Annotated in this window: 24 protein-coding genes; 12 read left to right on the forward strand and 12 right to left on the reverse strand. The window is 64.9% G+C overall.

Annotated elements, in window-relative coordinates; translation table 11 throughout:
- Positions 1 to 39 precede the first annotated feature (39 nt).
- From FHS69_RS05600 to FHS69_RS05610, 4 genes are read right to left on the reverse strand one after another with little or no spacing between them, the layout of a single operon-like run.
- Positions 40 to 369, reverse strand: coding sequence for a 2Fe-2S iron-sulfur cluster-binding protein (locus tag FHS69_RS05600; protein ID WP_067469227.1), 330 nt, complete (start codon positions 367 to 369; stop codon positions 40 to 42).
- On the reverse strand, positions 366 to 1442 hold the full coding sequence (locus FHS69_RS05605) for a cysteine desulfurase family protein (protein WP_067469224.1): 1077 nt from the start codon (positions 1440 to 1442) through the stop codon (positions 366 to 368). Before FHS69_RS05605 ends, FHS69_RS05600 begins: the two co-directional genes overlap by 4 nt.
- Entirely contained in the window at positions 1439 to 1573 is a 135-nt protein-coding gene (locus FHS69_RS13900) for a hypothetical protein (protein WP_279588304.1), read from the reverse strand. The genes FHS69_RS05605 and FHS69_RS13900 overlap by 4 nt, the downstream gene beginning before the upstream one ends.
- A complete protein-coding gene (locus FHS69_RS05610; RefSeq protein ID WP_208380091.1) occupies positions 1570 to 2667 on the reverse strand; it encodes a cysteine desulfurase family protein in 1098 nt (365 codons plus the stop codon). Before FHS69_RS05610 ends, FHS69_RS13900 begins: the two co-directional genes overlap by 4 nt.
- Before the next feature lie 77 nt (positions 2668 to 2744).
- Here FHS69_RS05610 and FHS69_RS05615 point away from each other — a divergent pair, with 77 nt between their 5' ends.
- Positions 2745 to 3401: an alpha/beta hydrolase gene (locus FHS69_RS05615; RefSeq protein WP_067469221.1), complete on the forward strand. Its 657-nt coding sequence runs from the start codon at positions 2745 to 2747 to the stop codon at positions 3399 to 3401.
- A gap of 165 nt (positions 3402 to 3566) precedes the next feature.
- Positions 3567 to 4226 (forward strand): energy transducer TonB, encoded by a 660-nt coding sequence (locus FHS69_RS05620; protein ID WP_166776846.1) that lies wholly within the window; start codon positions 3567 to 3569, stop codon positions 4224 to 4226.
- 6 nt (positions 4227 to 4232) lie between these two features.
- On the opposite strand, the gene FHS69_RS05625 is transcribed toward FHS69_RS05620, so the two are convergent.
- Positions 4233 to 4442 carry a hypothetical protein gene (locus tag FHS69_RS05625; protein WP_067469215.1) on the reverse strand — a complete coding sequence of 70 codons (210 nt, stop codon included), beginning with the start codon at positions 4440 to 4442 and terminating at the stop codon, positions 4233 to 4235.
- 120 nt (positions 4443 to 4562) lie between these two features.
- Here FHS69_RS05625 and FHS69_RS05630 point away from each other — a divergent pair, with 120 nt between their 5' ends.
- The 3 genes from FHS69_RS05630 to FHS69_RS05640 are packed head-to-tail and all read left to right on the forward strand — an operon-like array spanning position 4563 to position 9009.
- A complete protein-coding gene (locus FHS69_RS05630; protein WP_166776847.1) occupies positions 4563 to 6416 on the forward strand; it encodes a DUF885 domain-containing protein in 1854 nt (617 codons plus the stop codon).
- Positions 6413 to 7366: a hypothetical protein gene (locus FHS69_RS05635; protein WP_166776848.1), complete on the forward strand. Its 954-nt coding sequence runs from the start codon at positions 6413 to 6415 to the stop codon at positions 7364 to 7366. Before FHS69_RS05630 ends, FHS69_RS05635 begins: the two co-directional genes overlap by 4 nt.
- An 11-nt stretch (positions 7367 to 7377) precedes the next feature.
- Complete coding sequence (locus tag FHS69_RS05640; RefSeq protein WP_166776849.1) at positions 7378 to 9009, forward strand: FAD-dependent oxidoreductase; 1632 nt, start codon at positions 7378 to 7380, stop codon at positions 9007 to 9009.
- A 6-nt stretch (positions 9010 to 9015) separates the two neighbouring features.
- Here the strand turns inward: FHS69_RS05640 and FHS69_RS05645 are convergent, their stop codons facing one another.
- Positions 9016 to 9336: a hypothetical protein gene (locus FHS69_RS05645; RefSeq protein ID WP_166776850.1), complete on the reverse strand. Its 321-nt coding sequence runs from the start codon at positions 9334 to 9336 to the stop codon at positions 9016 to 9018.
- Between the two features lie 131 nt (positions 9337 to 9467).
- Positions 9468 to 11066: a phosphoenolpyruvate carboxykinase gene (locus FHS69_RS05650; protein WP_166776851.1), complete on the reverse strand. Its 1599-nt coding sequence runs from the start codon at positions 11064 to 11066 to the stop codon at positions 9468 to 9470.
- Positions 11067 to 11248: 182 nt separating this feature from the next.
- On the opposite strand from FHS69_RS05650, the gene FHS69_RS05655 reads away from it, so the two are divergent.
- The 7 genes from FHS69_RS05655 (at position 11249) to FHS69_RS05685 (ending at position 16517) form a co-directional block, all read left to right on the forward strand.
- On the forward strand, positions 11249 to 12004 hold the full coding sequence (locus FHS69_RS05655; protein ID WP_067501816.1) for a response regulator transcription factor: 756 nt from the start codon (positions 11249 to 11251) through the stop codon (positions 12002 to 12004).
- A 14-nt stretch (positions 12005 to 12018) separates the two neighbouring features.
- Entirely contained in the window at positions 12019 to 13584 is a 1566-nt protein-coding gene (locus FHS69_RS05660) for a sensor histidine kinase (RefSeq protein WP_166776852.1), read from the forward strand.
- Positions 13581 to 14027, forward strand: coding sequence for an HPr kinase/phosphorylase (locus FHS69_RS05665; RefSeq protein WP_166776853.1), 447 nt, complete (start codon positions 13581 to 13583; stop codon positions 14025 to 14027). Before FHS69_RS05660 ends, FHS69_RS05665 begins: the two co-directional genes overlap by 4 nt.
- 10 nt (positions 14028 to 14037) lie before the next feature.
- Entirely contained in the window at positions 14038 to 14934 is an 897-nt protein-coding gene (rapZ, locus tag FHS69_RS05670; protein ID WP_166776854.1) for an RNase adapter RapZ, read from the forward strand.
- A 71-nt stretch (positions 14935 to 15005) separates the two neighbouring features.
- The gene (locus FHS69_RS05675; RefSeq protein ID WP_067469185.1) at positions 15006 to 15431 is read left to right on the forward strand and encodes a PTS sugar transporter subunit IIA; all 426 of its coding nucleotides are present in this window, start codon (positions 15006 to 15008) and stop codon (positions 15429 to 15431) included.
- On the forward strand, positions 15428 to 15706 hold the full coding sequence (locus tag FHS69_RS05680) for an HPr family phosphocarrier protein (RefSeq protein WP_067469182.1): 279 nt from the start codon (positions 15428 to 15430) through the stop codon (positions 15704 to 15706). Before FHS69_RS05675 ends, FHS69_RS05680 begins: the two co-directional genes overlap by 4 nt.
- 1 nt (position 15707) lies before the next feature.
- Positions 15708 to 16517, forward strand: coding sequence for a TrmH family RNA methyltransferase (locus FHS69_RS05685; RefSeq protein WP_341801724.1), 810 nt, complete (start codon positions 15708 to 15710; stop codon positions 16515 to 16517).
- 6 nt (positions 16518 to 16523) lie between these two features.
- Here FHS69_RS05685 and FHS69_RS05690 read toward each other — a convergent pair whose 3' ends face one another.
- The 5 genes from FHS69_RS05690 to recR form a co-directional block, all read right to left on the reverse strand.
- Positions 16524 to 16886: a response regulator gene (locus FHS69_RS05690; RefSeq protein ID WP_166776856.1), complete on the reverse strand. Its 363-nt coding sequence runs from the start codon at positions 16884 to 16886 to the stop codon at positions 16524 to 16526.
- The gene (locus tag FHS69_RS05695) at positions 16883 to 17956 is read right to left on the reverse strand and encodes a PAS domain-containing protein (RefSeq protein WP_166776857.1); all 1074 of its coding nucleotides are present in this window, start codon (positions 17954 to 17956) and stop codon (positions 16883 to 16885) included. The genes FHS69_RS05690 and FHS69_RS05695 overlap by 4 nt, the downstream gene beginning before the upstream one ends.
- Before the next feature lie 118 nt (positions 17957 to 18074).
- Positions 18075 to 19517, reverse strand: coding sequence for a DNA recombination protein RmuC (locus FHS69_RS05700; RefSeq protein ID WP_166776858.1), 1443 nt, complete (start codon positions 19515 to 19517; stop codon positions 18075 to 18077).
- Positions 19518 to 19686: 169 nt separating this feature from the next.
- The gene (gene def / locus FHS69_RS05705; protein WP_067499761.1) at positions 19687 to 20259 is read right to left on the reverse strand and encodes a peptide deformylase; all 573 of its coding nucleotides are present in this window, start codon (positions 20257 to 20259) and stop codon (positions 19687 to 19689) included.
- 295 nt (positions 20260 to 20554) lie between these two features.
- Positions 20555 to 21151: a recombination mediator RecR gene (gene recR, locus FHS69_RS05710; RefSeq protein ID WP_166776859.1), complete on the reverse strand. Its 597-nt coding sequence runs from the start codon at positions 21149 to 21151 to the stop codon at positions 20555 to 20557.
- Positions 21152 to 21183 lie beyond the last annotated feature (32 nt).

Consider the following 21183-nt stretch of genomic DNA (forward strand, 5'->3'; position numbering starts at 1 on the left):
AGGGCCCCGCCGCAGCGATGCGGTGGGGCTTTTGCGTGGCTAGAACCGCCGCATGTCATGGCTCTCGGCCGGAATGCGGATTTCGAGGCCGTCGAGTTCGGGCGTGAGATCGATCTGACAGGACAGGCGGCTGGTGCGCGCGACGCCGGCGGCGAGATCGAGCATGTCCTCTTCCTCTTCGCTGGCCTCCTCCAAGCGGTCGAACCAATCCTCCGCGACGATGACATGGCAGGTGGAACAGGCCATCTGCCCCTCGCACGTGCCTTCGAGCGGCAACCCCGCCGCCTGCGCCACGCGCAACAGATTGTCGCCCGGCTCGGCATTGGCCGAGACCCTTTCGCCGCCTGACGTGACGAATTCGACCTTCACAATCCCTGCTCCTTCGCCGCCATATTGATCCGGGCCGCCGCCTGCTCGATCTCTTCCTGCGTGGTATAGCGCCCGAAGCCCAGCCGGATCGACGCCTTCGCCTGTGCTTTCGAACAGCCGATCGCCTCGAGCACATGGCTGGTGCGCCCCGAACCGCTGGCGCAGGCCGACCCGGCCGAGAACATCACGTCGCGCACGTCGCTCATCAGGCGGTTCACGTCGAGCCCCTTGCGGCGAATGTTGAGATTGCCGTGCCAGCGCGCCTCCTCGCTGCCATTGAGCGTCCAGTCGGCGAACAGGCCGCGGGCCATGTCCCACAGCATTTCGATATGCTCGCGGTCCTGCTCCATCCGGTCCTTCGCTTCGGCCGCCGCCGCGCCCATCCCGGCGATCAGGGCGGGGCTGAGGGTGCCCGAGCGGAGGCCGAATTCCTGCCCGCCGCCGGTCTGGACCTCCTCTAGGCCGACGCCATCGCGCACCCATAATGCGCCGACGCCCTTGGGCCCGTGGAACTTGTGCGCCGAAATCGCGATCATGTCCGCGCCGGTCACCTCGATCCGGCCGTAGGCCTGCACTGCGTCGCAGAAATACAGCGCGTTGTGCTGCTTCGCCTTGCGATGCCATTCCACCGTCGGCTGGATCGTGCCGATCTCGTTGTTCACCTGCATCAGGCAGACCAGCCGCGTATCGGCGGGCAGGTCCTGCCGCGTGTTGCATTGCCCGTCCTGCGCGACGTTGAGCACGTGGCAGGATCCGGCAGCGCGCGCCGTGTCGAGCACGGCGGCATGTTCGATCGCCGAGACCGAGACCGATCCGTCCTGACCCGACCCACGGATCGCGAGGTTGATTGCCTCGGTCGCGCCAGAGGTGAAAATCACTTTCCCGCCTGCCGGGAACAGCGCGGCGACCTGTTCGCGCGCCATCTCGATGGCGGCCTTGGCCTGCCGGCCCATGCGGTGCGGGCTGTGCGGGTTACCGAAGCCGGTGCCGCCCGGCCCGTCGAGCCAGCGCAGCATGGCATCGCGCGCCTCGGGCGCGAGCGGGGTCGTGGCCTGGTAGTCGAGATAGATCATGTCGGCACCCCCACGCCGTCATCCCGGACTTGATCGGGGATCGGGCTTTTCTTCGCTTGCGCAGGCAATAGGAAACCTGACCCCTGCTCGGTCGCCGGGGCGACGAGAATATTGGAGTCGGGGAGTGTCATGCCTTCGCCAACTCAAGCCAGACCTCGCAGAAGCGCTCGACCTCGGCGCGGGTCGTGTTCCAGCCGAGCGACACGCGGATCGTGTTGGCGGCGATCTCGGGTTCGACCTGCATGGCCTCCAGCACGCGGCTGGTCTTCATCGTGCCGCTCGAACAGGCGCTGCCCTGCGAGACGGCAATCCCCGCCATGTCGAAACGCATGACCTGCGCGGTGGCGCTCATGTTCGGCATGGCGATGGCGCGGATATAGGGTGTCGGGTCGGACAGGCGATCCGCCAGCCAGGTGCCGCCGATCCTGCGGCATTCCCCGGCCAGAGTATCGAGCGGTTCGAAGACCCGCGGATCGAGATAGGTTTCGCCGCAAGCCTCGAGCGCCGCCGCCATGCTGAGCACGCCGGGCATGTTCTCGGTTCCGCGCCGGTAGCCGCGCTCCTGCCCTCCAATGGGGGCGAGCATGGCGTAGTCCTTCACCAGCAGCGCGCCGACGCCGATCGGCCCGCCGAACTTGTGCGCCGAGACGATCGCTATCTCGCAGTCGGGCACATCGAACCGCCCCGCACCCTGCGCGCAATCGACCAGCAGCAGCCCGTCCTCCGCCTGCACGAGCCGCGCGATCGCCGCGATATCCTGTCGATTGCCGGTTTCCGAATTGACCTGCTGAACCGCCACCAGCGGCCGTTCGCGTTGCACCGCCTCGGCCAGATTGTCGTGATCGAGCGCGCCATCGCCCAGCACGGGCAGGCGTTCGGCGGCGGGGGCTGCCTGCAGGATGCAATCGTGCTCCACCGTGCTCACCAGCCGGGCGCCAGCCTGCGCATGGTGCAAAGCCAGCGCTGCCGCCTCGCTTGCTCCGGAAGTGAAAATCACCTCGCCCTGCCAGCCGAGCGCCGCCTTCACCCGGTCGCGCGCATCTTCGAGCAGGCTGCGCGCCTTGCGGCCGGCGGCGTGCGGGCTGGAAGGATTGGCCCAGTGATGGAAGCCCTGCTCCATCGCCGCCCATGCTTCGTGGCGCAGCGGCGTGGTGGCAGCATGGTCGAGATAGATGCGGTCCGCGATGATGATACGTGCTCGAAATGATTGCGATTTGGTGGGCAAACCCTATATAGCGCGCCACTTCGCGCAAAGCCCCGTCCGGCGCAAGCGCTCCAATTTTCGACCAGGGTACACCTCCCATGCCGACCGTGATCTTTCCCGGCCCCGAAGGCCGCCTCGAAGGCCGTTTCTCCCCCGCCCCGCGCCCGCGCGCACCGGTGGCGATGATCCTCCACCCGCACCCGCAGGGCGGCGGCACGATGAACGAACAGATCACGCAGCGGCTCTACAAGACCTTCGTCAATCGCGGCTTTGCCACGCTGCGCTTCAATTTCCGCGGCGTCGGGCGCAGCCAGGGCAGCTTCGACAATGGCGTGGGCGAATTGTCCGACGCGGCCAGCGCGCTCGACTGGGTGCAGCAGGTCCATCCCGAAGCACAGGTGACTTGGGTCGCCGGCGTCAGCTTCGGCGCGCTGATCGGCATGCAGCTGCTGATGCGCCGTCCCGAGATCCGCGGCTGGCTGTCGATCGGCGCACCCGCCAGCATGTACGATTTCTCCTTCCTCGCCCCCTGCCCTGCGAGCGGCATCTTCATCCACGGCGCGCAGGATACGGTCGTGCAGCCGCAGGCGGTCACCAAGCTGGTCGAGAAACTGCGCACGCAGAAGCACATCACAGTGCATCACGAAGAAATTCCGCGTGCGAACCACTTCTTCGAAAACGAGCAGGAAGAGCTGATGAAGTCGGTCGACAATTACCTCGACTTCCGCCTCGACCCGAGCTGTCCGATCACCTGATTGCGGTGCGCCGTGCGGGACCGGACCTCCGGTTCGAAACCCGTACGGCAACCAGCTAAGGTTTCGAAAAGAAACGCGAAATGTCTATGGAAAGATAGGGTAACGTTGTAACATCTTCAGCCTGAGGGGCGCAAAGCCCCCGGATTTGGAAGAGGAGTTACAGCCATGTCCTATATCGACCAGAGCACGCGTCCATCGCCTGCCGGGATGGTCGCGGTGATCGGGGTCCATGCCGCGATCGGCGCGATTCTCGTTGCCGGGCTGACGGTTACCGGGACAATTCCCGCAATCATCACGTCGACGGAAGCGACGAACATCCCGATCGAGCCGCCGCCGCCCACCCCGCCCGAGGCGATCGACCCGCAGCCGGCGCCCAAGGACACCACCGTCATCCACGCGCCCAAGCCGCCACGCGACTTCACCGTGCCCGATACCTATATCGAGACGACGCCCATCATCGTGCCGACCGTGCCGACCGTGCCCGGAACCGGCCTCGAGCTCCCGCGACCCGACCCGCGCCCCAGCTTCGATCCGGTTGGCGCCAAGCCGCGCAACGATCCCGGCGCGTGGCTGTCGACCGGCGATTACCGCCCCAGCTGGATCCGCCGCGAGATGACCGGGCTGGCGCGGTTCCGTCTCGACATCGCCGCTACCGGGCGCGTAACCGACTGCGTGGTTACCGGATCGACGGGCCATGCGCCGCTCGACGCGGCGACCTGCAAGCTCGTATCGCAGCGCGCGCGGTTCGAACCTGCGCGTGGCGGGAATGGCGAGGCCGTGGCCGGCAGCTACGACGGCGCGGTGCTGTGGCAGCTGCCCGAATAGTCGGGTTCAGCGGACGCCCTGCTCGAGTCGTTCGAGCGGGGCCTCTCCGCCCGCGTCGGGGACCACCCAGATTGCCACATTGACCAGAGCGACCACGGCCAGCAGCACCATCAGCAACGCGTTCTTTACATTGCCGGTGCGGCGCCACATCAGGAACGCGCCGACGACCAGCAGGATCGCGGCGAGGACGGTGATCGAAAGCACGGTGTCGAGCATCGCCCTCCCTTTAGCGGGTGCCGCGGCGCGTGCAAATCATCCGCGCCGGCCGATAACGACGACACCGCCAGATCCGCGAGGGATTTGACAGACTTGCGCACGCATCGCACACCCGCGCCCATGACCCAGACCAGCATCGCCCTCACCCGTCGCCAGGCCCTTGCCGGGCTCGGCGCCACGTCCGCGCTCGCGCTCTCCGGATGCGCCGCAAGCGCGCGCCCCGAAGCCATATCGCAAGCGCGTGCGATCGGCGCACAGCGCCTGCTCGAAGTGGTCGGATACAATCTGCTCGAACACGAACCCGAACGCGCCACGGCGCTGGGCGTCGACACCGGCCGTCATGCCTATCTGCGCGCCCGGCTGGAGGACCAGTCTCCAGCAGGGCAGGACGCATATGCGGCGACGCTGCGGCAGGATCTGGAGCGCGTGCGCGCTTTCCCGCGCGAGGGGCTCGACAGCGAGACGCTGACCAGCCTCGACGTGGTCGAAAGCGCCTACGACCTCGCGCTCGACGGCTTTGCCCTGCCCTATGGCGACACGCCCGTCGGCAATTGGCGCACCGCGCCCTATGTCGTGATCCAGAACGTCGGCGAATATCTCGCGCTGCCGCGGTTCATGCAATCGAACCACAAGGTCGAGAACGGTGACGATGCCGACGCCTATATCGAGCGGATGGAGGCGATGCCCGCCACCTTCGATGGCGAACTGGCGCGGATCCGCCAAGCCCGCGGCATGGGCGTGGTGCCGCCTGCCTTCCTGCTCGACAAGGCGATCGGGCAGATGGAGCAGACAATCGCAAGCGCGGGCAAGGGCGAACTGTTCGCCGCCGATCTGCGCGGCAAACTGCAGGCGATGGGCATGCCCGAGAGCCATGCCAATCGCGCGGCGATCCTCGAAGCGGGTCCGATTGCCGAGGCGCTGACGCGGCAGCTCGAGGAATTGCGCGCCGAACGCGCGGTGGCCAGCAACGCTCCGGGGATATCGGCACGTCCGCGCGGCGACGAGTTCTACGGCTGGGCCTTGCGTTCGAGCACCACGACCATGTTGTCACCCGACGAAGTCCACCGGCAGGGGCTCGAGGAGCTCGATGCGCTGCATGCGCGCATGGACCCGATCCTGCGCGGTATCGGCTACACCAGCGGGTCGGTGGGCGAGCGCATGCAGGCGCTGTCGCAGGACCCGCGCTACAAATTCGCCGAGGGCGATCCGGGCCGCGCCGAGATCATGGATTTCATCGCGGAGCGGGTCGAGTGGATCAAGGCGCAGATGCCGCGCGCCTTCAACACGCTGGTCGATCCCAAGATGGAGGTACGCCGTATCCCGCCTGCCGAGGAAGTCGGCGCGCCGGGCGCCTATGGCGGCGCGGGCAGCAAGGACGGCAGCATTCCCGGCCGGTTCTGGATCAATCTGCGCACCACCGATCTGCACCGCAAATACGACCTCGCCGATCTCACCTATCACGAGACGATCCCGGGCCACGTATGGGAGGGCGAATATTCGAACCGCCTGCCGCTGATCCGCTCGATCCTCGCGTTCAATCCCTTCAGCGAAGGCTGGGCGCTCTATGGCGAACAGATCGCCGACGAACTGGGCGCCTATGAGGATTTCGAAGTCGGCAAGCTGGGTTACCTGCAGAGCCTTGCCTTCCGCGCCTGCCGCATGGTGGTCGACACGGGTCTTCACGCCAAGGGCTGGAGCCGCGCGAAGGCGGTCGATTTCTTCGTCACGCGCAATGGCAGCAAGCCTGCCGAGGTCGAGAGCGAGGTCGATCGCTATTGCAGCTGGCCGGGCCAGGCGACCGGCTACAAGCTCGGCCACAGCCGCATCGTTGACCAGCGCGCAAGGGCGCAGTCCGAATTGGGCGAGGCTTACGACTTCAAGGCGTTCAACGATGCGGTCGTGCTGGGCGGCAATGTCCCGATGGACGTGCTCGAAAAGAACGTCGGTCGTTATATCGAAAGGGCAGGCGCATGATCTTCCGCGGCCCCGCACAGCCCCTCGCCGCATTGTTCGCAGCAGTCGCTCTCGCAACTGGTAGCGAGGTCACGGCCAGTTCGCCCTATCAGGTCGAGATGACCTGCGTGGTTGGCGGGGAGCAATTCGAGCACACCGCGACCGCCAGCTATTCGATCTGGGGATCGCGGCCCGATGGAAAACCCTATGGCAGCTGGGTCTTCCCCGGCCCGCTTCCCGAATGTCCCGGTAACAAGCTGGTTATGTACCGCGAGTTCACGCCGCAGGAGGTCGCGCAGCTCAAGACGCTGATCGCAAGCGACGATTACCGCGCGTTGCACGATGAAACCGACTATTTCCGAGCGCAGTGGATTGAGGATCGGCTTGCCGTCGAGCTGCCGGGGCCCTGGCTGCTCATGCGCGCAACCTGGCAGACCGATCACGATCCGGCCTTGCGCCAGCGTTATCTCGAAGCCTTTATCGCGCGGGCGGCGCTGGTCGAGGTCGATAGCGCAGACCTCGATACACTTGAACTGCGCTACCGGCTCGCCAATGCATACCGCGAAACTCGGTCGTTCGACGAGGCACTCCTGACGCTGGAGACCATTCCGCTGGCCGTCCTCGATGTCGAGGTCCCGGATAAGAAAGAGGCTGGCTGGAATGCCTATCGCAAAGCCCATGACCGTTTGTGGTTGGCAAGGCAGATCGCCAACATGCGAGATGTGATTGCCGAAGGGGATACCTCGCGCGAACCGCTGCGCCTGATACCTGAGGACATGGCGGCCTTTAGATGCAAGCAGATGACCGAGGACGGCGAGGCGACGATCGATGAGTTCTGCTATTCAGAGCAGGTCCAGGCGGAAATCGCAGGGAGAGCATCGGGGTCCGGCGCCGCAAGCGAGGCCGCGGCGGCGGCCTCTGACGCTGCGGACGCGATAGCAAATATGGAAGCCGCTGGCGACTGGGAGTAGCGAACCGAGCCGTGGAAGCACTGGGCGAAAATCTCGAAACCATGCCGCGCGTCCCCTTGGCCGAAAGCCACGTGGCCGCGTTGCACCGCATCGGGAGCGAATGCAGCTATGCCGCAGGCGAGGTGGTGGTCGAGGCGGGCGATCCGATGGACCGCTTCGTCTATGTCCTCGAAGGAGAGATCGAGGTTGTCGATCCGTGGTCGCGCGAACGGCTGATGGAAAGCTCGCTCGGCCCGACGCAGTTCATGGGGGAAATCGGCTTCCTCAACGCCGGGGCGAATATCCTCCCGATGCGCGCGGCGAAACGCACGCGAACGCTGGAAGTGCCGCGGCTCGCCATGCTCGAACTGATGGCGCGCGTGCCTGAACTGTCCGACCACGTGATCCGCGTTTTCTCCGCGAGGCGACGGCGGCAGTTCGAACTCAACAACAGCGCGGTCAAGCTGATCGGGGCCGACCAGGATGCCGCCGTGCAGAAGGTCGAACAGTTCCTCAGCCGCAACCGCATTCCGTTCCAGAGCCTCGATCTCGATGGCAGCGACAGCGCGTCGATCGCCGCATGTACGCTGGCCGAGAACCGGCCCGGCGTGATCCTCGGCAAGGACCGCGTGCTCGACGATCCGACACCCCGCAAGGTAGCGCAATACCTCCATCTCGATCTAGATGTGTGCCGTGAGACGCTGTACGATGTCCTCATCGTCGGTGGCGGCCCGGCAGGGGTCGCCGCAGCGGTCTATGCCGGCAGCGAAGGGCTGTGCGCGCTGGCGATCGAGGACACCGCGATCGGCGGGCAGGCCGGCACCAGCAGCCGGATCGAGAACTACATGGGTTTTCCCACCGGGATCAGCGGCGCCGACCTCGTCTATCGCGGACAGATCCAGGCGATGAAATTCGGTACGCGCTTCGCCATGCCGCGCACGGTCCAGGGGCTCGTCCGGCGTGAGGACGGAACCTTCTGCGCGCAGCTCGACGATGGCGACGAGGTCTGCGCCAAATCCGTGCTGGTGGCGACCGGCGTGCAGTATCGCCGCCTGCCGATCGACCGGCTGGAAAAGCTCGAAGGTGCGGGCGTGTTCTATGCGGCCACCGACATGGAAGCGCGGTTCTGCCGCAACACCGAGGCGGTGGTGATCGGTGGCGGTAATTCGGCGGGCCAGGCGGCGATGTATCTCAGCCGCACCGCCAAGCATGTCCATGTGGTGGTGCGCGGCGACAGCCTTGCTGCCTCGATGTCGAATTATCTCACCCGTCGGCTGGAAGCCGATCCGGGGATCACTATCCATTACGACACGCAGGTTACCGCGCTGAAGGGCGAGGGCCACCTCGAGGGCGTGACCTTCGACGGGCCCGAGGGCACACGCGACATGGCGACGCGCGCCTTGTTCGTGATGATCGGGGCGGCACCTAACACCCAATGGCTCTCGGGGCTGGTCGGGACCGATGCAAAGGGGTTCGTCAGGACCGGCGCCGAAGTGGGGCGCGAGACGCCGTATGAAACCGGCACCCACGGCATTTTCGCCGTCGGCGACGTGCGGTCGGGTTCGGTCAAGCGCGTGGCGAGCGCGGTTGGTGAAGGATCGGTCGTCGTCAGCCGTATCTGGGACTATGTCGACCGCCTGCCCGCGCCCGCCAGCGCCGTCTGACGCGGGTTACTTCTTGCCGAACAACCCGCTGGCCATGCCGGCAATATCGTCGAGCGGACTCCCATCGCCGTCACGGTCGAGCATGCTGGCGAACTTGCCCAGCGAGCCTTCGCCACCGATCGCGTCGCGGATCTGTTCGAGCATCTGCGCATCGATCCCCGTCTTGGACGATGCCACGTCGATCGTGTCACCCGGATCCTGATGCGCTTCGCCAAGCGCGGCAACGGCCTTTGCCGCCAGTTCGGGATCGATGCCGAATTTTTCGGCCATATTGGTCACGGTCGGGTTGTCGCCGACCTGGCTGAGGATGCTGTCGAAAAGGCCCATTGCGCGAATCTCCTGAAGAAAGGCTGGTCGCACGATGGCAGCAGGGGCCCCGACAATAAAGCCCCCGGTCCGCGTTGCCGCGGCCGGGGGTCTCCTCTCCAACTGGTGCGCCCGGTGAGGGGCGGATCGGGTCAGGCGGCGACCGACCGGTTCGGTGCCGCGTCGCGCACGCCTTGGTCGACATGCGCTGCGAAGGGTTCGAAATTGTCTACGAAGAGCTGCACCAGCTTGCTCGCGGTGCGATCGTATTCGTCCTTGTCGGCCCAGGTCGACCGCGGATCGAGAATGCCCGCATCGACGCCGGGGACGCTGACCGGGACTTCGAAGCCGAAGTTCGGATCCTTGCGGAATTCGGCGCCGTTGAGCGAGCCATCGAGCGCGGCATTGAGCAGCGCACGGGTCGCCTTGATCGGCATGCGATTGCCAACGCCGTACTTGCCGCCGGTCCAGCCGGTATTGACCAGCCAGCAATGCACTTCGCCCTTGGCGATCCGCTCTTTCAACAGGTTACCGTAGACGCTGGGATGACGCGGCATGAAGGGCGCACCGAAGCAGGTGCTGAAAGTCGCCTCGGGTTCGGTGACACCGATCTCGGTGCCCGCCACCTTGGCGGTATAGCCCGACAGGAAGTGATACATCGCCTGATCGGGGGTCAGCCGCGCGATCGGGGGCAGCACGCCGAAGGCATCGGCGGTCAGCATGATCACGTTCGACGGCGGCGGCCCCATGTTCTCTTTTGAGGTGTTGGGGATCGACGACAGAGGATAGGCGCCGCGGGTGTTTTCCGCGAGGCTGTTGTCGTCGAGGTCGATTTCGCCCGCATCGTTCATCACGACGTTTTCGAGCACGGTGCCTTCCATCTTGGTGGTAGCGTAGATTTCCGGCTCGGCCTCGGGATTGAGGCGGATCATCTTGGCGTAGCAGCCGCCTTCGAAGTTGAAGACCGCCGTATCGGACCAGCCATGCTCGTCATCGCCGATCAGCGTGCGGCTGGCATCGGCCGATAGCGTGGTCTTGCCGGTGCCCGACAGGCCGAAGAACACCGCGGTCTTGCCATCGGGGCCGATATTGGCCGAGCAATGCATCGGCATTACGCCCTTGGCGGGCAGCAGGTAGTTGAGAATGCCGAACACGCTCTTCTTCATCTCGCCGGCATATTTGGTGCCGCCGATCAGGATCAGCTTTTCCGCGAGGTTGACCGCGATCACGGTTTCGCTGCGCGTGCCGTGGCGCTCGGGATCGGCGCGGAAGCTGGGCAGGTCGATGATGGTGTATTCGGGGACGAAGCCGTCGAGTTCGGCCTCGGTCGGGCGCACCAGCAGCGTACGGATGAACTGGTTGTGCCACGCCAGCTCGTTGATCACGCGGACGTTGACGCGGTGCTCGGGCTGCGAACCGCCGAACAAATCGGCGACGTAGAGGTCGGATTTGTCGGCAACCGCGGCGAGGAAATCTTCCTTGAGCGCGGCGAAATTCGCCGGAGTCATCGAAGCATTGTTGTCCCACCACACGGTGTCTTCGGTCTCGGCGTCGCGGACGATGAACTTGTCCTTCGCGCTGCGGCCCGTGTGCTTGCCCGTCTCGACCACCAGCGGCCCGTCCTTGGCGCGGCGCCCCTCGCCATTGGCCAGCGCGGCCGCGGTCAGTTCTTCCGACGTGAAGTTGGGGTGGATGGTGGCGGAAGTCTCGATGCCCTGCGCGGCGAGCGAGTGGGAAAGCGGAAAGGTCACTGAATTCTCCAGCGCGTGATGCGGGTTCGTCCGGGAATCGCCCGCGCATACGAATGCGTGAGCGCTTGTCCTGCCAATAGTCCGGGCGGGCCCCGGCGTCAAACGCACGCGACGAATAGTACCCTGAGGCAAGAAATCGCGGCGCGTTGTCTTGCCCCGCCAATGCGGCTAGTCAGCGGGGAATGGAAAGCACCGGCGCAGAAGCGACATCGCAGGGCGGGCACAGCCGCACGGTCATTGCGCTGGTCGACGACGATCGCAACATCCTCACCACCGTTTCGATCGCGCTGCAGGCCGAGGGCTTCGACACGCGCGTTTATTCGGATGGCGAAGCCGCGCTGGGCGCGCTGCTGTCGAACCCGCCCGATCTGGCCATCTTCGATATCAAGATGCCCAAGATGGACGGGATGGAATTGCTGCGGCGGCTGCGCGAGAAATCGGCACTGCCGGTGATCTTTCTGACCAGCAAGGACGACGAGACCGACGAGCAGGCGGGCCTCGAAATGGGCGCTGACGACTATATCGCCAAGCCCTTCAGCCTGCGCCTGCTGCTCGCCCGTATCCGCGCGATCCTGCGGCGCAGCGGGGGCGACCATCCCTTGCTGTTGTCCGAGCAATTCGACGACAAGCCGGGCGAAGTGCTCGAACGCGGCCGCCTGTTCATGGACCCCGCGCGTCACCACGTGACGTGGGAAGGCGAGCCGGTCTCGCTGACCGTCACCGAATTCCTGCTGCTCGAGGCGCTGGCGGCGCGCCCGGGCGTGATCAAGAGCCGCAACCAGCTGATGGACGCGGCCTACCCCGATGATGTGTTCGTCGACGATCGCACGGTCGACAGCCACATCAAGCGCATGCGCCGGAAATTCCGCAGTGTCGACCAGGGGTTCTCGGCGATCGAGACACTCTACGGCGCAGGCTACAGCTTCAACGAAGGCTGAGGCGGGGCCGCGTCATGTCCGAGACCGGCAGCGTCCTCAAAGGCGACCCGCGGCTCGAGAAGCTGCGCTGGTCGCGCCGGCTCTCGCTCACCAGTCGCATCCTGTTCGTCAACGTGCTGCCGCTGGTATTGCTGGGCGGCGGCGTCATCTATGTCGATGCCTATCGCAAGCAATTGCTCGACGAACGGTTCAAGCTGGCGCTCGTCGAAGCGCAGATCACCGCCGAGGCGCTCGCCGGCGCGACGCCGCAACGGCAGGAAGCGCTGCTGATCCAGATCGGCAAGGAGCAGCGCCTGCGGCTGCGCGTCTATGGCCCCGACGGCAAGCTCGAAGCCGACAGCTTCAAGCTCGCCCCGCCCAGCTTCACCCTGCCGCAGGCGCAGGATATCGATCAGGACGCTTTCGCGCTGAAACTCGATCGCTGGTTCGACCGCGTGGTCGGCGCCCCTGCCCTGCCCGACTATGTCGAGCCCGAAACCGACGATGCGAGCGACTGGACCGAACTGACCCGAGCGCGCGAAGACAGCCTGACGCAGATCGTGCTGCGCGACGCGCCCGACGGCACGCATGTCATCAATGCCGCAGCCCCGGTCGGGCTGGATGGCGACACGCTGCTGCTGACCCGCAACCCGGTCGACATCACCGAAAGCGTGCGCGCAGCGCGATCCACCGTGGCGCTGATCGTGCTGCTCGCACTGGCGATTTCGACGCTGCTGTCGCTGTTCCTCGCGCAGACCATCGTGCGCCCACTGCGCGAACTGGTGCACGCCGCGGTGCGCGTGCGGCAGGGTCGCGACCGGCAGGTCGAAGTGCCGCGATTGCCGCAGCGGCGCGACGAGATCGGCATGCTCGCGCGCTCGATTTCCGACATGACCGCGGCGCTGCGCCAGCGGATCGACGCGGTCGAGCATTTCGCCGCCGATGTGGCGCATGAGATCAAGAACCCGCTCGCGAGCCTACGCAGCGCGACCGAGTCGCTCGGCAAAGTCGAAGATCCGGCCCTGCGCGCGCAATTGCTCGAGATCGCGACGCACGACGTGCGGCGGATCGATCGGCTGGTGACCGAGATCTCGGACGCCAGCCGCATCGATGCGGAAATGTCGCGCACCGAGTTCGAGAAAGTCGACCTCGCGCAATTGCTGTGCACGATTGCCGAGAGCCGCGCGGCTCGCGACGAGAACGACGGTCGGCAGCTCGAGATCACCGGGGCCGGCAAGCCCGCCCGGGTCATGGGGGTCCCCGTCAGGCTGGAACGCGTGATCCAGAACCTGCTCGACAATGCGGTGTCCTTCTCGCCGCCCACAGGCCGCATCCGGGCCGAAATCGCGCGCGGCGACGACTGGGTTACGCTGACCATCTGCGATGAGGGCCCCGGCATCCCGGAAGAGAAGCGCGAAAAGGTTTTCCAGCGGTTCCATTCGGATCGGCCTGCCGAAGAGGATTTCGGCAACCATTCGGGGCTTGGCCTCGCCATCGCACGGACGATCGCCGAAGCGCATGACGGGACGCTGGTCGCCATTTCGCGGCCCGATGGCGCGACGGGTGCCTGTCTCCAGCTCGGCTTGCCCGCGCGGCGATGAGCGAGACCGTGCTTGCCAATGTCACCGGCGTGGCCATCGGCGGGCGCGTGCTGCTGATCGAGGGGCCGCCGGGTGCGGGCAAGTCGTCGCTCGCTCTGGCGCTCATCGATCGCGGCGCAACGCTGGTGGGCGACGATGCCGTGACGCTCGACCGCCGCGGGGAAGCTGTTCACGCACTTCCGCCACCCACCACCGCCGGGCTGGTCGAAATTCGTAATGTCGGCATCGTGGAAATGCCGACGACGCATGGTCCGGTTGCCCTGATCCTTACCCTCGACCCCGCCGCGGCGCGTTTCCCGCTCGAAATTGCCGAACGCACACTGGCGGGGATTGCTGTTCCCACGCTTCCCTTCGTCCCCGGCGATGCGGTGCAGGCGCTGCGCGCGGAAGCAGCGCTCCAACGGCACGGGCTCCCCCTCCCCAAAGCGTGCGAAAAGGCATAGGCACGCGGCCATGGTCGACGATTCGCAACCCGGACAAGAAATTCTGCTGGTCACCGGCGTATCCGGCGGGGGGAAATCCACCGCGCTCCAGGTGCTCGAGGATCTCGGCTGGGAAACCATCGACAATTTCCCCATCCGGCTGCTCAAACGCCTCGTCGGAGGGAGCGAGGACAATTCACGCCTTGCCATCGGCGTCGATTCGCGCACGCGTGGTTTCGCGCCCGCCGAGATCATCGCGCTGTTCAAGAAGCTCGAACAGCGCGAGGATGTCTCGGTCACCACCATGTTCGTCGATTGTGGCAGCGGCGAACTCGAACGGCGCTACAACGAAACCCGCCGACCGCACCCTATGGCACGCGGGCGGACAGCAATGGATGGGATCAAGGCCGAGCGCGAATTGCTCGAACCGCTGCGTCGCTGGGCCGACGTGCTGATCGACACCACCGATTATTCGACCAATCACTTGCAGCAGGTGGTGCGCGAGCGCTTTTCGGACGAGGCCGAGCCGCGGATGAGCATTACCGTCACCAGCTTCGGCTTCTCTCGCGGCATGCCCCCCGTGGCCGATCTGGTGTTCGACATGCGCTTCCTCGACAATCCGCATTGGGTGGAAGGATTGCGCGAGCAAACCGGCCTCGACGAAGCAGTCGGTCGCCACATCGTGGCCGATCCCGGTTTCGCCCCGGTGTTCGACCGTATCCTCGACCTGCTGCGCGAGGCTCTGCCGCGCTATGCGGCGCAGGGTCGCAGCTATCTCAACATCGCGTTCGGCTGTACCGGAGGGAGACACCGTTCGGTCTTCAGCGCCGAGCGCGCCGCCGAGGCCTTGCGCGAAGCGGGGTTTTCGCCCACGGTCATCCACCGAAACCTTGGTTCGCGACCAGCCGACCCGCTTGAGCGGCGCTAGACCCGGGGGCAAGGAATGGTTAAGTGCCGCGCTGGCATAATCTTCGGGCATCGTAACGGAACAGAAGCTGCATGATCGGCATGATCCTCGTCACCCACGGCCGGTTGGCCGAGCATTTCATCGACGCGATGGAGCATGTCGTGGGCAAGCAGGACGGTGTCGCCACCATCTGCATCGGCCCCAATGACGACATGGAACAGCGCCGTGCCGACATCGCCGATGCCATCCGCGAAGTCGACGATGGCCAGGGCGCGATCATCCTGACCGATCTGTTCGGCGGCACCCCCTCCAATCTCGCGATTTCGCTGCTCGATACCGGCCATGTCGAGGTAATCGCCGGGATCAATTTGCCGATGCTCATTCGCCTTGCCGGTGCGCGCAAGAGCATGAACGTGGTCGAAGCGGTCAATGCCGCGCAAACCGCGGGGCGCAACTACATCACAGTGGCCAGCGAGTTCCTGGGACAGGATCTCGAAAGCGCGCGGAAAGCCTCTTGAGCGAGGCCCGGCGCACCATCGAGGTGGTCAACCAGCGCGGCCTGCATGCGCGGGCCAGCGCGAAGTTCGTCAATGCGGTAGCCGAACTGCCCGACGGTTGCGCGGTGCGCGTGGCCAAGGGCGACAACGAAGCCGCGGGCGGATCCATTCTCGGGCTGATGATGCTGGGCGCGGCCAAGGGCGATTCGATCGATATCATCGTGACGGGCGACAATGCCGAGGCCGTGCTCGCCGATCTCGCCGCGATGGTCGAGGACGGCTTCGGGGAACCCTGAGGTGAGCCCCGAGCGCCGCCACATCACCGGCTTTTCCAACCCCACGGTCAAAAGTCTGCGCGCCCTGCGCGAGAAGAAGCACCGCAAGGCTGCGGGTCGTTTCCTCGCGGAGGGGCTGCGGCTGCTGACCGATGCGCGCGAATGCGGCCATGTCCCCGAAACGCTGGTCCTGTCCGACCGACGCGACCCGCACCCGCTGCTGGCTGCGTTGGAGGAAGCAGTCGAAGGCAGTGGCGGCGAGATCATCGAGACTTCCCCCGACATATTGGCCAAGATCACGGGCAAGGATAACCCGCAGGCAGTGGCCGGCGTGTTCGCCGAGTTCGACACCGGCCTGGCCTCAATCGAGCGCGCGAGCGCCGATATCTGGCTGGTTGCACAAGCGCTGCGCGATCCGGGCAATCTGGGCACGATGCTGCGTACCGGCGATGCAATCGGTGCGGGCGGCCTGATCCTGATCGACGACTGCGCAGATCCCTTCAGCGTCGAAGCCGTGCGCGCCAGCATGGGTGCGGTCTTCACCCAGCGCATCGCGCAGGCACGATGGGGGGAGTTCGAAGGCTGGTTGCGTGACGGGACCGGCCAATTGGTGGCCGCCAGCCTGCGCGAGGCCCAGCCCTATCGCCAGGCGCCCTATGCCGCGCCCTGTTTCGTGATGGTCGGCAATGAGAGCCGCGGCCTTCCCGAAGACTATGAAATGGCCTGCGACCTGCGCGTCACCATGCCCATGAAGGGCCGTGCGGACAGCCTCAACGCCGCAGTGGCTGCGGCGGTACTGGGCTATGAGGTACTCGCTTCGCTGGAAAGCTGAGTTCGTTCAGGCGGTTTCGTGCGTTCCCCGCAATTCGAACAGCCGCGCGACGACATCGTCCGATCCGCTGGGTTTTGCCATGATGGGGGCTTCGAAATCGCGCAGTGCTTCGCCCGCCCGGTCGAGATCCCCGGTGTGCAACAGGAAGGGAATCCTGCGTTTGCGCAGTTCCACCGCGATCGGCTCGCAGGTCTCCCCATGACCGAGGTTCACATCGAGCACCGCACCGTCGATCGCGCGCTCGGCAAGTGCGGCAAAGGCTTCGTCGCATGAAACGGTAACTGCAGCTTCGGCTCCCGCGTCTTCGAACGCCAGCTGCAGGTCCATCGCGATGAACGGTTCGTCTTCGAGTATCAGAACAGATTTCATGCTTTCAGCGGCAGCGAGATACGAGCCCGCAAACCATCCCCTTCCCAATTGCGATCGAGCGTCCCGCGCGAATAGGCGAGCAAGCGTTCGGCAATGTCGAAACCGGTCCCGGTCGACGTCGGCGTTTGGGTAATCGCCGGACCGCCGGTCTCCTTCCAGTCGATGATCAACGCCTGACGCCCGTGGCGGTCTTCCTCGTGGTGCCACGATACGGCGATTGTCCCGCCTTCGGCCGACAATGCGCCGTATTTGGAGGCATTGGTCGCCAGTTCATGCAGTGTCAGCCCCATTGCGGAAACGGCATTGGGTTCGGTCCGCGCGCCATTGCCTTCGAAGATGAAGCGGTCGCCCTCGGGGTCGTAGGGTGAGAGCACCGAACGGATCGCCTGCCCCACTTCGATCGTGCCGAAGGCAGCTTCATCGAGAGTCGGTTCATAGGCGCGGCCAAGCGCCTGTACGCGTTCGTTGATCTTGTTCGACACGGACCGCGAATCCATCGCGCGGCCGGTGATATTCACGATACCACCAATTACCGCGAACACATTCTTCAGCCGGTGCGAGACCTCGCGGGCCATCGCCTTGGCGTGCTTTTCTTCGGCGCGCGCGAGATGGATGTCGGTGACATCCCACTGGCTGCCGAAAAAATAGCGCAGCTCGCCCTGCTCGTCATAGATCGGCCCAAGGTGGAGCGCGTTCCAGAAGGTCGAACCGTCCTTGCGATAATTCAGCAGTTCGACGACCAGCACGTCTTCGGTACGGATCGCCTCGCGCAGCTTGGCGACCTGCGCCTGATTGGTCTTGGGCCCCTGCAGGAAGCGGCAGTTGCGGCCGATGACCTCGTCCTGGCGATAGCCGGTCAGTTTCTCGAACGCCTTGTTGCAGAAGACGATCGGGTCGTCTTCCTGCCGCGGGTCGCTCAGGCACACCGCCATGCGGGTCTGCGCCATCGCCTGCTCGAACAGCAGGCCCGACGAGCCTTCGAAATTATCGTGTTCGGGGCTGAAACCCCGGCCTGTCTGCTGGGCTTGATCGAAGGTGTCTCGCGCACCTCCACCATCACCGCGTTGCATGAAATCGTTCCTCGAATTGCGTCGCTGCTGGCGATCCACGCAAGAAAGGGGATTGCCGGTTCGTATGAGCAACGCAATTGGGGGAAAGAGGGTTCCGATCTAAGAAACCCTCGCAACCTTACGTATTCGCATCCTCGATCTGGGCGGCGTCATCGGCGTTGTAGCGGGGAGTGGCTTCGACCAGCGGCACATCGGGGATCTCGGCCTTGCCGATCTCGACCCCTTTCTCCGCCATCCGGCGCCCCGACGAAAGGACGTTGCGCTCGAAACTGCCGACGAACTTGTTGTAATTGTTGACCGCGCTTTCGAGCCCGCCACCGACACGCTTGAGATGTTCCGACGCCGCGCGAAGGCGATCGTAGAGCTCGGCCCCCATCGCACCGATCGCGCGCGCCTCGTCTGCCATCTTGTCCTGCCGCCAGACCTGCGCGACCGTACGCGCGATGGCGACCAGATTGGTCGGCGTGGCCAGCAGCACCTTGTTGCGGAACGCGAAATCCCACAATTCGGGGTCGTGCTCGAGCGCGGCAGCGACGAAATGCTCGCCCGGGACGAACATCACCACGTAATCGGGCGTATCGTCGAACTGGCTCTGGTAGCTCTTCGAGCCCAGCGTCTGGACATGCCCGCGCATCGATTTGGCATGCAGGTCGAGATGCCGCACGCGGTCGTTCTCGTCATCGGCCTCGAACGCGGCCTGATAGGCGTTCAGCGAGACCTTGGCGTCAATCACCAGCTTCTTCTGTCCGGGAACATGCACCACCGCATCGGGGCGCAGGCGCCCCTCGTCGGTGTCGATCGAATGTTCGAGATTGAAATCTGTGTGCTCGGACAGGCCACATTGTTCGAGCACGTTCTGCAGCGCCCGCTCGCCCCAGCGACCGCGTGCCTTGGGTGCGTTGGTAAGGCTGTTGCCAAGCCGCTGCGCCTCCCGCCGGACTTCCTCCTGGCCCAGCCGCATCTGTTCGATCTGGGCTGCCAGCGAAGAGAAGGCATTGGTGCGCTTTTCCTCCAGCGCGGCGACCTGGTCCTCGTATTTCTTGAGCCGGTCGCCAACCGGTTGCAGCAATTCGCGAATCTTGGCTTCGGACGTTTTCTCCGAATGTCCCAACCGTTCGTTGGCACGTTCCAGAAAGGCCTCCTGCGCCTTGGTCAGGACCGCAGAACCGGTGTTCTGGAATTCCTTGAGTAACTCCTCGCGCGCCTCGATCAGCAGACGCTTCTGCTCGTCGAAATTGGCGGTCTTTTCCTTGAGCGTCGCAAGCTCGGCGCTCAACGCCCCGTTGCTACGACGCAATTCTTCCATCGCCGCCTCGTGCTGGCGACGGGCATCGCGCAATTCCCCGTCCAGCGCATCCGCACGCTCGGCGCGCACGCTCGCATTTTCCAGATCGACGATCGCCTGGCGGAATTTCTCATCGAGTTCCTTCGCGCGCGCCTCGCTCTCGCCATGACGAGCCTGCCAGTCCTTGACTGGCGCGGAGCCGAAACGATGACCGAGGAAATAGCCCAGCGCGAGGCCGAGCACGATTGCGAGAAGGGCGAGAAGTGTGGGATCCATCGCCCGACCCTACGCAGAACGGAGGGTGAACGCCAGAGATCTGTTATCGCCATCAACAGCTTGCGTTGCCCCTGCGGAGGCAGGGCCCAAATGCCTTGTCCCAAAGGCGAAAGCTTGGCTGGATCCCCGCCTTCGCGGGAATGACGCCGAAGGTGGGAACGGCAAAGGGTTAAGCCGCTTCGCGCAACTTCTTCAGCTTCTTCAGCACCATGTTGCGCTTGAGACGCGAGAGGTGGTCGATGAAGAGAATGCCTTCGAGATGGTCCATCTCGTGCTGGATGCAGGTGGCCATCAGGCCTTCCATGTCCTCTTCATGCGTTTCGCCTTCGAGGTCCTGGTAGCGCACACGGCAGGTCGCGGGCCGGTCGACATCGGCAAAGACGTCGGGGACCGAAAGGCAACCTTCCTGATAGCTGGCCAGATCTTCCGCAGGGTCGAGGATTTCGGGGTTGATGAAAACCCGCGGTTCCTTTTTCGTCGGATAGTGGACGTGTTCGTGTCCGTCATGATTGCATGGCTCGGGCTCCGCATCCTCGTCCTCGGGCTGGAGATCGATCACCAGCACGCGCTTGGGCACGCCGACCTGGATCGCGGCAAGACCGATGCCGGGCGCGGCATACATCGTTTCGAACATGTCGGAGACGAGCTCGTTCAGTTCGTCGTTGAACTCGTCGGGTTCGACCTTCGTCGACACGGTCTTAAGCCGGGGGTCCGGCACTTCGAGGATTTCGCGGATAGCCATGAGTGCCGATTTAGTGTCGCTTGGCGGCGACCGCAAGCTTGGCAAGCCGATCAGTCTGATCGGGGTGAAACACGCTCGAAGCGAACCACCTGTACAGTTTTGCAAAGGGGGCAACGCGCCGAGCTGTGTTTTTTCGCATTCGACGCCTTGTAGCGAATGCCGCCAGCACCCCAAATCGAGAATTCGCCTCCGCAATTCTTGCAGGTTCCGCGATAGGATTCGGATTCGCACTGCATCTCCGCCGCGATGCGCTCGGGTAGTATGGCCTGGAAGAACCTCTGTATCTTACCCATGATCAAACCAAAGGTCGCCGCGCACGCAGCGCTTGCGCCAGAGTGCCCTCGTCGAGATAGTCCAGTTCGCCGCCCACCGGCAGGCCGTGGGCGAGCTGGGTGATGCGCAGCGGGAATTCCTCGAGCCGTTCTGCGAGGTAATGCGCGGTGGTCTGCCCTTCGAGCGTGGCATTCATCGCCAGCACCACTTCGTCCACCCCGCCCGCCTCCACGCGCGCCAGCAATTGCGCGATATTGAGGTCTTCGGGCCGCACGCCATCGAGCGCGGACAGCTTGCCGCCGAGCACGTGATACTTCCCGGTGAACAGCTTCGCACGGTCGAGCGCCCACAGGTCGGCGACATCCTCGACCACGCAGAGCGATTTAAGATCGCGGCGCGGATCGCGGCAGATCCCGCATGGGTTGGTGGTGTCGACATTGCCACAGGTGTCGCATTCGACCAGCGCCTCGCCCACCGTCGCGAGCGCTTCGAGCAGCGCGGGCAGCGCGCTTTCGCGGCGCTTGACCAGCCACAGCACCGCGCGCCGCGCCGAGCGTGGCCCCAGTCCGGGCAGCCGCGCCAGTGCCGCGGCGAGCGTTTCGATCTCTTGCGATGCCATGGGGCGACAGATAGGGGCCTGCGCGAAGCAGA

This window comes from Qipengyuania flava (assembly GCF_011762005.1).
GTDB lineage: Bacteria > Pseudomonadota > Alphaproteobacteria > Sphingomonadales > Sphingomonadaceae > Qipengyuania > Qipengyuania flava.